Genomic DNA, 15,487 nt, shown 5'->3' on the forward strand with positions numbered 1-15,487 from the left:
CCACACTTTCAGCAATTATGAGTTATCCGCTAATTGTAATGGGGGAACTGGTTTGCCCATGCGAGCATAGAATTCCACCACAAAATCATCAAAACGCTCGTCTTCAATAGCCTGACGAATTTCCGCCATTAAGCGTTGATAATAGCGTAAATTATGAATGGTATTTAAGCGAGCACCTAAAATTTCACCGCATTTATCTAAATGGTATAAATAGGCTTTGGTGTAGTTTTTACAGGTGTAGCAATCACATTCAGGATCCAATGGGCTGGTATCATCACGATATTTTGCATTACGGATTTTGACAATGCCGTCTGTCACGAATAAATGGCCGTTACGAGCGTTACGGGTTGGCATTACGCAGTCAAACATATCAATACCACGACGTACGCCTTCCACTAAATCTTCCGGTTTACCCACACCCATTAAATAACGCGGTTTATCAGCCGGGATTTGTGGGCAGATGTATTCTAAAATACGGTGCATGTCTTCTTTTGGTTCGCCTACCGCTAAACCGCCCACTGCATAACCGTCAAAGCCAATATTCACTAAGCCTTCTAATGAGACTTTGCGTAATTCTTCAAACACGCCACCTTGAATAATACCGAATAGGGCATTCTTATTGCCTAATTCATCAAAGCGATCACGGCTACGTTTTGCCCAACGAAGAGACATTTCCATGGATTTTTTCGCATAATCGAAAGTCGCTGGATAAGGCGTACATTCATCGAAAATCATCACGATGTCAGAACCTAAATCATATTGAATTTCCATGGATTTTTCAGGTGAAAGGGAAATGCGCTCACCGTTAATTGGGTTTTGGAATTTCACTCCTTCTTCGGTGATTTTACGTAATTTACCTAAACTAAATACTTGGAAGCCGCCACTATCCGTCAAAATCGGGCGATGCCATTGCATAAAATCGTGCAAATCACCGTGTTTACGCATCACTTCCTGTCCAGGACGAAGCCATAAATGGAAGGTATTACCAAGCAAAATTTCTGCACCCGTCGCACGCACTTCTTCCGGTGTCATGCCTTTTACCGTGCCATAGGTGCCCACTGGCATAAATGCAGGGGTTTCTACGCTGAACGTACCTTGTGGACGTTCAAACACCAAGCGACCACGACGTGCACTGCCGCTGGTTTTATCTAATTCATATTTCATTTTCTTTCCTCAACGAATAAACAGTTCGAAGGTTGTTATTCAATAAAAAAGCCTGTTAGTACAGGCTTCTGGACGAGTATTTTATGAGTTGGCTGAAAATAAGTCAAACCACTTATTCTAAGCCTTTCACATTGGGGTTTTTAGTGATGAACATCGCATCGCCATAACTGAAAAAATGATAGCGATTTTCGACCGCACTTTTATAGGCATTCATGGTGTGGCTAAAGCCTGCAAAGGCCGATACCAACATAATCAATGTGCTTTCCGGTAAGTGAAAGTTGGTAATCAACGCATCCACCACACGGAATGATTTGCCCGGGTAAATAAAAATAGACGTATCAGAAAAATAAGGTTCAATTAAATCTGGATTGCCATTTTCTTCTGCCGATAGGGCAGCGGTTTCAACAGAACGCACTGATGTTGTACCCACTGCAATGACACGTTTACCCGCTTTTTTCGTTTCAATAATGGCATTGCAGACTTCTTGAGAAAGTTCCACATATTCTGCGTGCATGATGTGATCTTCAATATTTTCAACACGTACGGGTTGGAATGTACCTGCGCCCACGTGCAAAGTCACAAATTCAAAATTGACGCCTTTTTCGTGTAATTTTTGTAAAAGCTCATCATCAAAATGCAAGCCTGCTGTTGGTGCCGCCACTGCACCAGGCACTTTGTTATATACGGTTTGATAGCATTCTTGATCCGCTTCTTCATCTGGGCGATCAATATAAGGCGGTAACGGCATATGACCGATTTCTTGCAACACATCAAGTACATTGCGACTTTTATCCGCTAATTCCACTTCAAAAAGGGCATCTTGACGACCGACCATAATCGCTTTTACGCCATTATTTTCACCGAGCTTATCTTCGCCTAAAAATAATTCTGCACCTTCTTTCGGGGCTTTTGATGAGCGAATATGCGCTAAGAAATGATGTACACTTAAAACACGTTCCACCAACACTTCAATTTTTCCGCCACTGGCTTTACGACCAAACATACGAGCTGGGATTACACGCGTATTGTTAAAAATCAACAGATCACCTTCATCGATTAAATCTAATACATCGGTAAAAGTGCGGTGAGAAATTTCCCCGTTTTCGCCATTGAGTTGTAGCAAACGGCAAGAAGAGCGATCTTCTTTAGGGTAACGAGCAATCAGCTCATCAGGTAAGTCAAAATGAAAGTCAGAAACACGCATAATTGTAAATAATGAAAGCTAAAAATGGGGCATAGTCTAGAGCTATTCGGAGGAAAGAACAAGAAAAAAAGCCCTTTCAAAAAGGTGAAAGGGCAAAATATTTGGAGTCATACTATGAGTTGTTGAATTAACAAATCAGGTATGGGATGTATTATAGTACATTCTTTAACAAGTGCAACAATTTTTTAACAAATTAATTATGTGGATTACGCGTGTTGGTGTTGACCAAGTTACGCATCAACAATGCATAATCAAGTTGGACGTCTTGTGGCACATCTAAAAAGACAAAATGGCCATCGCCAAGTGCGGCTTCCACATGTTCGTTTTTGCGATTGAGCATTTTTTCAATTTTAAAAACGATGTTGCCTTGTGGGGTCATCATTTCCACTTCATCACCAAGCAAGAATTTATTTTTCACCGCCACTTCAGCCATGCCTTGCTCATTGCGTTTACCGGTAAATTCACCGACAAATTGTTGGCGTTCAGAAATAGAGTAGCCATATTCGTAATTTTGGTATTCATCGTGCGTATGGCGACGTAAGAAACCTTCGGTATAACCACGATGAGCAAGGGATTCCAACGTATCCATTAAGCTTTCATCAAATGGTTTGCCCGCAGCCGCGTCATCAATGGCTTTGCGATAAACTTGTGCGGTTCTTGCGCAGTAATAGAATGATTTAGTACGGCCTTCGATTTTTAAAGAATGCACACCAAGAGCGGTCAATTTTTCTACATGTTGTACTGCACGCAGGTCTTTTGAGTTCATAAAGTAAGTGCCGTGCTCATCTTCAAACGCCGTCATTTGCTCATCAGGCTTTTGTGATTCGGTGTAAAGGAAGACTTTATCCGTTACTGCACCTTCGCCCAAGGTTGGCGCCACATTTTTCACTTCGATTTGTTGAGCAGGGTCGATTTTTGGCACAATGTTGCCCACTTCATCCGTAGTGCCTTCTTCCATTTTGTATTCCCAACGGCAAGCATTGGTGCAAGTACCTTGGTTTGGGTCGCGTTTGTTGATATAGCCAGAAAGCAAGCAACGGCCAGAATACGCCATGCATAATGCACCGTGTACGAAAATTTCGAGTTCGATATCTGGCACGTGTTGGCGAATTTCTGCGATCTCTTCAATGGATAATTCGCGCGATAAAATCACACGAGTTAACCCCATTTGTTTCCAGAATTTTACCGTTGCCCAGTTTACCGCATTCGCTTGTACAGAAAGGTGAATATCAATATCCGGGAAGTTTTCACGCACCAACATAATTAAGCCTGGGTCAGACATAATTAAGGCATCAGGGCCCATGTCGATGACAGGTTGTAAATCTTTGATAAAGGTTTTAAGTTTGGAGTTATGCGGTGCAATGTTTACGACCACATAGAATTTTTTGCCAAGCGCATGGGCTTCATCGATCCCGATTTTTAAATTGGCGTGATTAAATTCATTGTTGCGTACACGTAAACTGTAACGTGGTTGGCCTGCATAAACGGCATCTGCGCCATAAGCAAAGGCGTAGCGCATATTTTTGAGGGATCCCGCAGGGGAGAGTAATTCAGGTTTAAATGGGGTTGTCATAATGTTCTCTTGTCTGATTTCAGGTCAGTAGCTTGCTTTTGGCAAGCCGTATTAAAGGCCTGTATTTTAGGCGGATTTAGGGATTTGTAAAGTAAAAGTGCGGTTGGTTTTTCGATTGTTTTTTAAGGCTAGAAATAAAAAAGGCGAACCATTCGTTCGCCTTATCAAGATACATTTAATTAAATCGCCCAGCCGCCAGCATAGAATGCGACAAGTACAATGGCGATGATAATCGTGCCGATGTTGAGTTTTTTCACATCACCACTCACGATACGACCAATCACTAATGCCGCAAAGCCAAGCATGATACCGGTTACGATGTTTGCGGTGAGTACGATGAATACCGCACAAACTAAGCCGCTCATTGCGCCGACGAAATCATCAAAGTCTAATTTGCTCACATTGCTTAGCATTAATAAGCCCACATACATTAACGCCGGTGCAGTTGCATAACCAGGCACTAAGAATGCAAGTGGTTGGAAGAATAACATTAATAAGAACAATACACCGACGACGATAGCGGTGATACCCGTTTTACCGCCTGCGGCTGTACCTGCTGTTGATTCGATATAAACGGCTGCTGGCGCAGTACCGAATAAACCTGAGAATAAGCTACTTACAGAGTCAGAGGTTAAGGCTTTGCCACCGTTGATGATTTGTCCGTCTTTATCTAATAAGTCAGCTTGACCTGCAACGGCACGAATAGTACCAGTTGCATCAAATACGGCAGTCATCACTAAAGCAAAAACAATTGGTAAAATGGCTGGTTGTAATGCACCTTGCAAATCTAATTGTAAGAAAAGTGAGTTTTCACCAAAGGTTGGCATTTTGAAGATCTGTCCATTGAATGTTACGTTTGAATCGAAGATTAAACCTACGATAGTAATGGCAATGATGACCCATAAAATCCCGCCTTTCACTTTCATTTTTTCTAAGCCGATAATGAATGCAAGGCCGATTAAGGACATCATCACAGGGAACGAGGTGAAATCACCTAATTTAACCGGTAAACCCGCTTGGTTGCTGACCACTAAGCCTACGCCGTTTGCGGCGATTAAAAGTAAGAATAAGCCGATCCCGATCCCTGCACCGTGCGCGATACTTGATGGCAGGTTACGTAAAATCCATGAACGAATACCTGTTGCCGAAATTAAGGTGAACACCAAACCCATGAGGAATACGGCACCTAATGCCACAGGAATAGAAACATGTTGACCAATCACTAAGCTAAATGCGGTGAAAGCGGTTAATGAAATAGCACAGCCGATCGCCATTGGCGCATTTGCCCAAAAGCCAATTAAAATCGAACCAAGACCCGCCACTAAACAGGTTGCGATAAACACGGATTCAGCGGGAAAGCCTGCATCACCAAGCATTTTAGGCACAACAATTACGGAATACACCATGGCTAAGAAGGTGGTTAAACCCGCAATGATTTCTTGACGAACCGTTGAACCGCGTTTGTTGAGTTCAAAGGTTTTTTCTAAACTTGACATAAAGTCCCCTACCCTAGGTTAATAATCAAAAAAAAGGACGTGCTATTTTATAGTAAATCACTCAAAAGTAAACGTTTGCGCAATCGTTTTTTTGCTAGGCTGGCGGGAAAGTGCGGTCAGTTTTGAGGATGTTTTTCACATATTTTTTTATCGGCTAAAAACTGCTATACTCTGAGAGTTTTTAACGTAATCAAAAAAGGAAAAACAATGGCTGATTTTAATCAAATTTTAACGCCAGGCGATGTAGATGCCGGCATTATCAATGTGGTAAATGAAATTCCAGAAGGTAGCTGCCACAAAATCGAATGGAACCGTAAAGTTGCAGCGTTCCAATTAGACCGTGTTGAGCCAGCGATCTTCGCAAAACCAACTAACTATGGTTTCATTCCACAAACTTTAGACGAAGATGGCGATGAGTTAGACGTTTTATTATTAACGCGCCAACCACTTGCAACAGGTGTATTCCTTGAAGCAAAAGTTATCGGTGTGATGAAATTCGTTGATGATGGCGAAGTGGACGATAAAATCGTTTGTGTGCCAGCAGATGATCGCGATACCGGCAATGCATACAACAGCCTTGCAGATGTGCCAGCGCAATTAATCAAACAAATTGAATTCCACTTCAATAACTACAAAGCATTGAAAAAAACAGGTTTAACAAAAGTGACTCACTGGGGCGATGTAGAAGAAGCGAAAGAAGTGATTCGTGAATCAATCAAACGTTGGAATGAGCGTTAATTTTTCATGTTAATGAATTGAAAAGGCATCAGATTGATGCCTTTTTATTTATCTATGGGCAAAAGTGCGGTCAATTTTGACTTAACCCAAAAAGTTGGACCAAGCTCTTAACTTAGGTCGTTTCAGGAATCTGTGGCAAATTCACGGCTTCCACTGAGCCTAACGCTTTGGCTTTTTGATAAAATGCTAACTTATATTCCAGTAGGTTTAAATAGCGTTTTAATTCAGCAATTTGGCATTTCACATTTTCCGTTTGGCTTTCAAATAATGCAAGGCGTTCGTCAATGGTATCGTCGCCAATGGTGGTACATTCAGCGAAGCGTTTGATGTCTTTTAAGCTCATTCCTGTATTTTTCAAGCATTGTAATAAACTCAACCATTGCAAATCGTTATCAGTAAAACGGCGATTGCCGTGTTCATCGCGCCCAACGTTAGGCAATAAGCCTTCTTTGTCATAAAAACGTAAAGTGTGGGCGGAGATACCGATTTTTTCGGCAGCTTTAGCGGTGGTGTAAGTCATTTCCCTTCCTTCCAAATAAAAAGTTGCAAAAAACGCTTGCCTTAGAGTGAACTCTAAAGTGTAAACTGTTGCTATCTTGCTTAGGCAAGGCAACTTTGTCAATGAATTAAGAGGAAAAACAATGGAAATTAAACAAATCAACTCAACGATCAAATCTCGTGCGGCGGTAGCATTCGCCCCAAATCAACCCTTACAAATTGTAGAAATCGACGTAGAAATGCCACGCAAAGGCGAAGTGTTAATCCGTAATACTCACACAGGCGTTTGCCATACTGATGCATTTACGTTATCAGGGAGCGATCCTGAAGGCGTATTCCCTGTAGTGCTTGGACATGAAGGTGCAGGTGTGGTCGTTGCAGTGGGCGAAGGTGTATTAAGCGTAAAACCAGGTGATCACGTCATTCCGCTTTATACCGCAGAATGTGGTGAATGTGAGTTTTGTCGTTCTGGTAAAACCAACTTATGCGTCTCAGTGCGTGATACGCAAGGTAAAGGCTTAATGCCAGATGGAACAACGCGTTTTTCTTATCAAGGTCAGCCGATCTATCACTATATGGGCTGTTCGACCTTTAGTGAATATTCTGTTGTTGCAGAAGTGTCACTGGCGAAAATTAACCCAGAAGCAAATCATGAACAAGTATGTTTACTTGGTTGCGGCGTTACCACAGGTATTGGTGCGGTGCATAACACAGCAAAAGTGCAAGAAGGCGACTCTGTTGCGGTGTTTGGCTTGGGAGCGATTGGTTTAGCGGTGGTACAAGGTGCACGTCAAGCTAAAGCGGGTCGTATTATTGCTATTGATACCAATCCTGCAAAATTCGAGTTGGCAAAACAGTTTGGTGCAACGGATTGTTTAAATCCGAATGATTACGATAAACCTATCAAAGATGTGTTGTTAGACATCAACAAATGGGGCATTGACCATACCTTTGAATGTATCGGCAACGTAAACGTAATGCGTCAAGCATTAGAAAGTGCACACCGTGGTTGGGGACAATCCATTATCATCGGCGTAGCAGGTGCAGGCCAAGAAATTTCAACGCGCCCGTTCCAGTTGGTCACAGGCCGTGTTTGGAAAGGTTCAGCATTTGGTGGCGTGAAAGGTCGCTCTGAACTGCCGAAAATGGTGGAAGATTCAATGAAAGGTGACATCCAGTTAGAACCGTTTGTGACTCACACAATGACACTCGATCAAATCAATGAAGCCTTTGAGTTAATGCACGAAGGTAAATCGATCCGCACGGTTATTCATTACTAAGGTACGCAATGAAACTGATTGAACAACATCAAATTTTTGGCGGTTTGCAACAAGTTTGGGCACATGATGCCCAAACGCTTCAATGCGAAATGAAATTTGCTGTCTATTTGCCAAATAATCCGGAAAATCGACCGCTTGGTGTGATTTATTGGCTTTCTGGCTTAACTTGTACTGAACAAAATTTCATTACCAAATCAGGCTTTCAGCGTTATGCAGCAGAACATCAAGTGATTGTGGTTGCCCCTGATACTAGTCCTCGTGGAGAGCAAGTGCCGAACGATGCGGCTTACGATTTAGGGCAAGGTGCGGGCTTTTATCTTAATGCGACCGAGCAGCCTTGGGCGACGAATTATCAGATGTATGATTATATCTTGAATGAATTGCCTACTTTAATTGAAGCAAATTTCCCTACCAACGGCAAACGTTCCATTATGGGACATTCAATGGGCGGGCACGGTGCATTGGTATTGGCACTACGAAACCAAGAACGTTATCAAAGTGTTTCTGCTTTTTCGCCTATTTTATCGCCAAGCCTAGTGCCTTGGGGAGAAAAAGCCTTTACTGCTTATTTAGGGGAAGATCGTGAGAAATGGCAGCAATATGATGCCAGCTCGCTCATTCAACAAGGCTATAAAGTGCAAGGTATGCGTATTGATCAGGGCTTAGAAGATGAATTTTTGCCAACACAATTACGCACCGAAGATTTTATCGAAACCTGTCGTGCGGCAAATCAACCGCTCGATGTGCGTTTCCACAAAGGCTACGATCATAGCTATTACTTCATCGCCAGTTTTATTGGTGAGCATATTGCCTATCATGCGGCATTTTTGAAGTAACCAAAAAAATGCGGTCAAAATTGACCGCACTTTTGTCTTATTGAATATCGTTAAAACGAGAAACGTAATTCCGCATTCACATTATTCACTTTGGTATCGTGGTGGTAAGCACCTTGATAACCAACTTTTACGCTAAATGCCGGCGTGAATTGCGCTTGCAATGCGACACCTGTCGTGACGATATTTTTCAATTCTTTACCATAAAGATTTGCGACACCTTGATTATTGATCACCAAGCTGCCTTCAGCGGCTTTATCTTTATGGAAACGATGATAAGTCACATCACCTAATAGATTTAATTGAACGCTACCAACTGCAAATGGAATGGATGGACGTAAACCTACAGAGGTGACGATTAAATCACGATTGTTGTCTTTTAACTGCACTTCGCCTTTTGTCACACCTTTATTTTTGATGTGCATATAACTTACGCTAGCATAAGGTTCAATCGCAAAATGTTTGCCTTTTAAGCCAGTGTAGGCAAGCTCAGCAAAGACATTTTGTGTTTGGCTATGAGTTTTCACACCTTGCGCAAATTCTGCACGTTGTTCGTGTTTACCCCAACTTTGAATAAAGCCAATTTTCGGTGTTAATACGTTGAAACGATGTTCAGCTGTTAAGCCTAAATGTACGGCACGATCTTTCGAAGTGCGGTCAATTTTGTGGCTATTTTGTGTTGAGCCGACAAATACACCTAAATGTTTGTCTGTATCAATGGTTGCATCAATACCCACAAGTTGATTGTACGCATGGCTGCTTAAACTATCCGTGCTAAAGTGGGTGAAGGTGCCACTTGTCCAAATTTGTGTACCTGAATTAAGTTGAGCTCTTACTGCGCCCAGTTGGGCAAGTTGCTGACGAAGCAATAAGCCATTTAACACATTGTGTTGTTCGGCAGCGAGATCTTCATCATAGCTTAAACGAGCAAAGGCTTGGCGAGCGTTCTCTTTTGTTCCCCAAATGAGACTTTGATACGCTGCACTGTTTGTTGCTGCATCTAAGGCATTGGCGATAGCCACTTCATTTTCAGTGGTTGCTGCCGATGAAAGGGCTTTTTTCTGAACGGTCACTTTCAGCGTATATGCATTACTTTCATTTTTAACCGCAAAGAAATCATAAGTGTGAGGTGTTTCAACTATCGTATTTTCAGCTCCCACAAATGACCCGGTACCTTGAACTGATACCGCTTTTTGTGGGTCTTGTTGTAATTGAGGCAGAATTTCTTCATCAAATTTATTTGGCACTAAAACAGAACCGTCTGCAAAGGTGGCATTGACGTTAGCAATACCATTATTCAGTAAGAGACGACCACCTTTTTCTACCGTTGCAGTGACCGTTCTCGCCGTGCTGGTTAAGGTTTCGGTGGCAAATCCATTCTCACTTGGTTTAGTGATTTCTGCTTTCGGTAATACTTCCAATGTTGCACCTTGTTTTACGATAACTTGTTGTGCCGAACCAAGGGATTGATTTAACCCTGAAAGCTGACCTTCATTTACAGTAATTGCACCTGTGAAACTGTTATCACCCGTGAGGGTTAAGGTGCCAGAACCATTTTTAGTTAAAGCACCGATATAACCTTGTGCGGCACGTTCATTACGAGCGGCTTCACGCGCTAAGCCTACTTGATATTCTGCTTTTTCTTCAGCTGTCGCGCCTGCACGATTTTGCATTAATGCTTGTAATTCAGCTTTGCGCGTTGTCCAAGTTGCCACTTCAGCTTGATCTTCGACTTGACGTGCTTTGATGGCTTTATCGCTAATATCATTTGACCAAACATCATTTTGATTGAGGTTAATTTTCACGTTTCCTAAGAATTGACCTGGGCCAAACATGGCTTTGCCAAGATCTAAAATCCCCCAACCCCAAACGTTACTCGGTACACCTTGTTCAGTTTCCCAACGTTCTAACGGTTTACCTTCAAACCCTTTACGAAGCGTGGTTTGTCTTGCTGTGGTTAGCATGACATCACGCGCTTGATCGGTTGTCATGTATGGATAGCGAGAAAGAATGACACCTAACGCGCCACTTACATGAGGTGCAGCCATTGAAGTACCACCAGCCGATTTGTAGATAGGCTTACCATAAGTATTGTTGTCTTGTAATTGAATGTAGGAGGAATAGATGTTGGCAGATGGCGCCGCAATCGTCCACCATTTTGAATGGCCGGCGAGGTTAAATTCTTGAATATCTGCGCCTGCTTTTTCATCACTTACATCGTCATTTGAGTCATTTGGATAGCCTTCACCACCGACTTGACCGGTGACGTTTACCCAGTATTTTTCTGCATCAGGTCTGAAATAAGGCAACATCGCACGCGTAAAGGACTCCGCCATCATACTGCGGTTACCCGCGGTAAAGACTTGAATTACTTGTTTATTTTTTGCCACTTCATAAGCCGCATCAACAAAGTTTTTCTCACCACTCGTGACAAATTGATAATAAGCTTTTTCAGCCTCGACTAAGTTACTTAAATAAATATGTGCCGCAGGACTGGAAATTGGCTCAGGTGCTTTTGGTACATCATAATATTGCACGCCATATTCAGGCACATCACGCCAATCATATTTTGGTTTGTAGCCTTGTGCACCAGCAAAGGATGAATTAACACGACGGTTTGAACCCCAACTGTTATTAATTACTTTGGCACCGGCATCTGCTAGGGCAGAGTAGCCCTGTAAGAAGAAACTATAGTCTTGGTTTGGGCCATAGGTCATGTTGTCGTTACCACCAGTATTAGCAGAATAGAGGTTAGCACCGAATGCTACACCATGCATTTCATTGCCGTCGCGGCTTGCCGCCATTGTCCCGCCAACGTGCGTACCGTGCGCATCATTGGTATATTTATGCCATGCCCCGTCAATATTGAAGGCTTCACCTTTAGTGAAGATGCTATTATCTGTTTTATCGAAATTGCGTTTGCCGTTTTTTACTGGTTCATTTTTATTAATTGGACCATTTCCCACCGATGCATCGGGATAACGCATGCCATCTTTACTATAAGTCCCTTCCGTTTTTACAACGTGGATTCGACCATCTTGAAATTCTGGGTGGTTTAATAGCACGCCTGAATCCATCACGCCGATTTTTATGCCTGAACCATTAAAGCCAAGGGCGTAAGCCGTGGAAGCATTCATTGAGGTCAAGCCCCAGTCTTTAAGGTATTCGGTGCTTTCCCAGCTTTTGGTATTACCAGCTTGCCCCTGTTCAGAATAAGCGGCTGCATTGGCGGCATACCAACCAACAAGTAGTGCGAGTGCGGTTTTTTGAAGTGTTTGAGGTTTCATGTTGTCTTCCTTTATCTTTTCGATTTTCGCAGGCTATTATTCGTCTCATCGAGAGGTGCTTCAATGACCCAAATCAAATTCTTATAGAAAAATGTTTATTCTGTGACAACGATCACACCAAAGTGCGGTCAAAAAAGGGGATAAATTTATGTATCGTAGAAATCAATGTTATAATTCACGAACAAAATGATTAAGGAGCAACCCATGGCGATTTTAGTAACGGGTGGAGCGGGTTATATCGGCTCACATACCGTAGTGGAATTATTAAATGCAAATAAAGAAGTGGTGGTATTGGATAATTTATGCAATTCCTCCCCAAAATCTTTAGAACGAGTTAAAGAAATTACCGGTAAAGACGTGAAATTTTATGAAGGCGATATTTTAGATCGTGCTTTATTACAAAAAATCTTTGCTGAAAACAGTATTCAATCGGTCATCCATTTTGCGGGTTTAAAAGCTGTGGGTGAAAGTGTTCAAAAACCAGCTGAATACTATATGAATAACGTATCAGGCACGATTGTTTTGATTCAAGAAATGAAAAAAGCAGGCGTGTGGAACTTTGTATTTAGTTCATCTGCAACGGTTTATGGTGATCCAGAAATTATTCCAATTACAGAAGACTGCAAAGTAGGCGGTACAACCAACCCTTACGGTACATCTAAATACATGGTGGAACAAATTTTGACCGATGTTGCGAAAGCTGAACCGCAATTTAGTATGACGATCTTACGTTATTTCAACCCAGTGGGTGCTCACGCAAGTGGCTTGATTGGTGAAGATCCAAACGGCATTCCAAATAATCTATTACCTTACATTAGCCAAGTTGCCATTGGTAAATTACCGCAACTTTCGGTGTTTGGTAGCGATTATGATACTCATGACGGCACAGGTGTACGTGATTATATCCATGTGGTGGATTTAGCCATCGGTCACTTAAAAGCATTAAATCGCCATGAAAATGACGCAGGTTTACACATTTATAACTTAGGTACAGGTACGGGTTATTCTGTGCTTGATATGGTGAAAGCGTTTGAACAAGCGAACAATATTGAAATCCCGTATCGTCTTGTCGCACGTCGTCCTGGTGATATTGCAACATGTTATTCTGATCCAAGTCTTGCAGCAAAAGAGTTAAATTGGACAGCTGAACGTGGTCTTGAGCAAATGATGAAAGACACTTGGAATTGGCAAAAAAATAATCCGAAAGGATACAGAGATTAATCTCACTCTTGTTGGGTGGAGTACATTCCGCCCTTACTATTTTAATCAGATAAAACACGCTCAAAAATAACCGCACTTTATGTCAGAACAATCCCTTTCTAGTCAAATATTTACCCGCAAAATGCTGATCTGTGTCTTCACTGGATTTAGTTCGGGCTTACCACTTTTCGTGTTATTGCAAATGTTGCCAGTGTGGCTGACAGATAAAGGGCTTTCTGTTGAATTAATCGGTGCCTTGACAGGAGTGATGGTGCCATATGGTTTGAAATTTTTATGGGCACCATTATTAGACCGCTATTTCCCGCATTTTTTAGGGCGTCGTCGTAGTTGGTTATTGATTTCTCAAGTTGTTTTGCTGATTTCCCTTTATGCGATTAGTCAGTTTGATCCCCTGACAGAGTTAAGTGCAGTGGCTAAAATTGCCACATTTATTGCCTTTTTCTCAGCAACACAAGATATTGTACTCGATGCTTACCGTCGTGAAATTTTGACCGATAATGAATTAGGATTGGGGAACACCATCCATATTAATGCTTATCGTGTTGCAGGTTTAATTCCTGGGGGGCTGTCGCTTTATTTAGCGACGATTTATCCGTGGGAAATCGTCTTTTTATTGACCGCACTTTGTATGCTAGCAGGCATATTTATGACACTCTTTTTAGCGAAAGAACCAAATATTGCACAGGTCGATCGTGATCAACCTTTCTATAGGGTGTTTTGGATACCCTTGAAAGAGTTCTTCCAACGTAAAGGCGTCGCCCAAGCCATCGGTTTTTTACTCTTTTTGTTCTTGTATAAATTTGGCGATTCGTTTGCTACCACGTTACAAACCAAATTTATTTATGATATGGGCTTTGAGAAAGAACATATTGCGTTGGTGGTAAAAAGCACTTCACTTTGGGCAAGTATCTCAGCCGGTCTCGTGGGTGGCGTGATCATGTTGCGTTTAGGGATTAATCGCGCATTATGGGTATTTGGTTTTATTCAATTAATCACTATTGGTGGATTTATTTGGTTAGCTGCATTTGGGCATTTTGACCATATCGGCGCTGCAGAACTTTGGAAATTAGGTTTCGTGATTGCCGGTGAATATATTGGTGTTGGTCTCGGTACTGCTGCCTTTGTCGCCTTTATGGCTCGCGAAACGAATCCGCTTTATACAGCCACTCAATTAGCCTTATTTACCAGCCTTTCCGCTTTACCAAGTAAAGGACTTGGTATGTTATCTGGTTACTTGGTTAAAGCAGTGGGCTACTATCATTTTTTCTGGATTTGTTTATTTCTCGCTATCCCAGGAATGATTTGTTTATTCTGGGTGGCGCCATGGAATGAAAAAGGAAATGAAAAAGCTTAAAATAAAATAAAGTGCGGTCAAAATTAACAGCAAAATCATTTGACCAAACAAGGCTTTAACGGTATTTTAAACAGGTCTATTATTTATTGGAGATTCGTATGAAAATTATTCTTTTAGGTGCACCTGGTGCAGGAAAAGGCACACAAGCGCAATTTATTATGAACAAGTTTGGTATCCCACAAATTTCAACAGGGGATATGTTCCGTGCAGCGATTAAAGCAGGGACTGAATTAGGCAAACAAGCAAAAGCATTAATGGATGAAGGGAAATTAGTACCGGATGAATTAACCGTGGCGTTAGTAAAAGATCGTATTTCTCAACCAGATTGTGCAAATGGTTTCTTATTAGATGGTTTCCCACGTACGATTCCACAAGCGGATGCATTAAAAGATTCTGGCGTGAAAATTGATTACGTTTTAGAGTTTGATGTACCGGATGAAGTGATCGTTGAACGTATGAGTGGTCGTCGTGTACACCAAGCATCGGGTCGTTCTTACCACATCGTTTACAACCCACCAAAAGTGGAAGGTAAAGATGATGTAACGGGTGAAGATTTAATTATCCGTGCAGATGATAAACCAGAAACTGTATTAGATCGTTTAGCGGTTTACCACAAACAAACCAGCCCATTAATTGATTATTACCAAGCTGAAGCAAAAGCAGGTAATACGCAATATTTCCGTTTAGATGGTACTCAAAAAGTGGAAGCTGTAAGCCAAGAATTAGATAAAATCTTAGGCTAAAATAGACAGGAAACTGACCGCACTTTGAAGAGAAAAGTGCGGTTAATTTTTTAAAAGAATTTCAAGATTGTAAATAGAGATCGTATTTGGGGACGT

General features: G+C 41.8%; 12 protein-coding genes. 6 read left to right on the top strand and 6 right to left on the bottom strand.

From position 1 onward, the window contains the following. Positions 1–15: 15 nt before the first annotated feature. The 4 genes from tgt to ACXVWB_RS03955 all read right to left on the bottom strand — a co-directional run bounded on the left by tgt (position 16) and on the right by ACXVWB_RS03955 (position 5,437). On the bottom strand, positions 16–1,164 hold the full coding sequence (gene tgt / locus ACXVWB_RS03940; RefSeq protein WP_289901454.1) for a tRNA guanosine(34) transglycosylase Tgt: 1,149 nt from the start codon (positions 1,162–1,164) through the stop codon (positions 16–18). 112 nt (positions 1,165–1,276) lie between these two features. Continuing rightward, positions 1,277–2,368 carry a tRNA preQ1(34) S-adenosylmethionine ribosyltransferase-isomerase QueA gene (gene queA / locus ACXVWB_RS03945; RefSeq protein WP_289901453.1) on the bottom strand — a complete coding sequence of 364 codons (1,092 nt, stop codon included), beginning with the start codon at positions 2,366–2,368 and terminating at the stop codon, positions 1,277–1,279. 193 nt (positions 2,369–2,561) lie between these two features. Beyond that, entirely contained in the window at positions 2,562–3,941 is a 1,380-nt protein-coding gene (trhP, locus tag ACXVWB_RS03950; RefSeq protein WP_128786962.1) for a prephenate-dependent tRNA uridine(34) hydroxylase TrhP, read from the bottom strand. A 179-nt stretch (positions 3,942–4,120) separates the two neighbouring features. Further along, positions 4,121–5,437 carry an NCS2 family permease gene (locus tag ACXVWB_RS03955; protein WP_289901452.1) on the bottom strand — a complete coding sequence of 439 codons (1,317 nt, stop codon included), beginning with the start codon at positions 5,435–5,437 and terminating at the stop codon, positions 4,121–4,123. A 207-nt stretch (positions 5,438–5,644) separates the two neighbouring features. Between ACXVWB_RS03955 and ACXVWB_RS03960 the strand changes: the two genes are divergently transcribed. Continuing rightward, a complete protein-coding gene (locus tag ACXVWB_RS03960) occupies positions 5,645–6,175 on the top strand; it encodes an inorganic diphosphatase (RefSeq protein WP_289901451.1) in 531 nt (176 codons plus the stop codon). A 112-nt stretch (positions 6,176–6,287) separates the two neighbouring features. Here ACXVWB_RS03960 and ACXVWB_RS03965 read toward each other — a convergent pair whose 3' ends face one another. Next, the gene (locus tag ACXVWB_RS03965; RefSeq protein WP_007526955.1) at positions 6,288–6,695 is read right to left on the bottom strand and encodes a MerR family transcriptional regulator; all 408 of its coding nucleotides are present in this window, start codon (positions 6,693–6,695) and stop codon (positions 6,288–6,290) included. 121 nt (positions 6,696–6,816) lie between these two features. Between ACXVWB_RS03965 and ACXVWB_RS03970 the strand changes: the two genes are divergently transcribed. Both ACXVWB_RS03970 and fghA read left to right on the top strand, forming a co-directional pair. Further along, positions 6,817–7,953, top strand: coding sequence for an S-(hydroxymethyl)glutathione dehydrogenase/class III alcohol dehydrogenase (locus ACXVWB_RS03970; RefSeq protein WP_458472617.1), 1,137 nt, complete (start codon positions 6,817–6,819; stop codon positions 7,951–7,953). 8 nt (positions 7,954–7,961) lie between these two features. Beyond that, positions 7,962–8,789 carry an S-formylglutathione hydrolase gene (fghA, locus tag ACXVWB_RS03975; RefSeq protein WP_289901450.1) on the top strand — a complete coding sequence of 276 codons (828 nt, stop codon included), beginning with the start codon at positions 7,962–7,964 and terminating at the stop codon, positions 8,787–8,789. Positions 8,790–8,839: 50 nt separating this feature from the next. Here the strand turns inward: fghA and ACXVWB_RS03980 are convergent, their stop codons facing one another. Further along, positions 8,840–12,073, bottom strand: coding sequence for a S8 family serine peptidase (locus ACXVWB_RS03980; RefSeq protein ID WP_128786965.1), 3,234 nt, complete (start codon positions 12,071–12,073; stop codon positions 8,840–8,842). A gap of 204 nt (positions 12,074–12,277) precedes the next feature. Here ACXVWB_RS03980 and galE point away from each other — a divergent pair, with 204 nt between their 5' ends. The 3 genes from galE to adk all read left to right on the top strand — a co-directional run bounded on the left by galE (position 12,278) and on the right by adk (position 15,391). Further along, positions 12,278–13,294: a UDP-glucose 4-epimerase GalE gene (gene galE / locus ACXVWB_RS03985; RefSeq protein WP_005700019.1), complete on the top strand. Its 1,017-nt coding sequence runs from the start codon at positions 12,278–12,280 to the stop codon at positions 13,292–13,294. A 79-nt stretch (positions 13,295–13,373) separates the two neighbouring features. Then, positions 13,374–14,648 carry an MFS transporter gene (locus tag ACXVWB_RS03990; RefSeq protein ID WP_289901449.1) on the top strand — a complete coding sequence of 425 codons (1,275 nt, stop codon included), beginning with the start codon at positions 13,374–13,376 and terminating at the stop codon, positions 14,646–14,648. A gap of 98 nt (positions 14,649–14,746) precedes the next feature. Beyond that, the gene (gene adk / locus ACXVWB_RS03995) at positions 14,747–15,391 is read left to right on the top strand and encodes an adenylate kinase (protein WP_005695482.1); all 645 of its coding nucleotides are present in this window, start codon (positions 14,747–14,749) and stop codon (positions 15,389–15,391) included. The last annotated feature ends 96 nt before the right edge of the window (positions 15,392–15,487 follow it).

The sequence above is a fragment of the Haemophilus sp. SZY H53 genome, from assembly GCF_054332375.1.

Coding starts and splice junctions, on each gene's coding strand:
- fghA (WP_289901450.1), top strand. CDS start 7,962: ATGAAACTGATTGAACAACATCAAATTTTTGGCGGTTTGCAACAAGTT.
- ACXVWB_RS03955 (WP_289901452.1), bottom strand. CDS start 5,437: ATGTCAAGTTTAGAAAAAACCTTTGAACTCAACAAACGCGGTTCAACG.
- ACXVWB_RS03990 (WP_289901449.1), top strand. CDS start 13,374: ATGTCAGAACAATCCCTTTCTAGTCAAATATTTACCCGCAAAATGCTG.
- ACXVWB_RS03970 (WP_458472617.1), top strand. CDS start 6,817: ATGGAAATTAAACAAATCAACTCAACGATCAAATCTCGTGCGGCGGTA.
- tgt (WP_289901454.1), bottom strand. CDS start 1,164: ATGAAATATGAATTAGATAAAACCAGCGGCAGTGCACGTCGTGGTCGC.
- trhP (WP_128786962.1), bottom strand. CDS start 3,941: ATGACAACCCCATTTAAACCTGAATTACTCTCCCCTGCGGGATCCCTC.
- queA (WP_289901453.1), bottom strand. CDS start 2,368: ATGCGTGTTTCTGACTTTCATTTTGACTTACCTGATGAGCTGATTGCT.
- ACXVWB_RS03980 (WP_128786965.1), bottom strand. CDS start 12,073: ATGAAACCTCAAACACTTCAAAAAACCGCACTCGCACTACTTGTTGGT.
- ACXVWB_RS03965 (WP_007526955.1), bottom strand. CDS start 6,695: ATGACTTACACCACCGCTAAAGCTGCCGAAAAAATCGGTATCTCCGCC.
- ACXVWB_RS03960 (WP_289901451.1), top strand. CDS start 5,645: ATGGCTGATTTTAATCAAATTTTAACGCCAGGCGATGTAGATGCCGGC.
- galE (WP_005700019.1), top strand. CDS start 12,278: ATGGCGATTTTAGTAACGGGTGGAGCGGGTTATATCGGCTCACATACC.
- adk (WP_005695482.1), top strand. CDS start 14,747: ATGAAAATTATTCTTTTAGGTGCACCTGGTGCAGGAAAAGGCACACAA.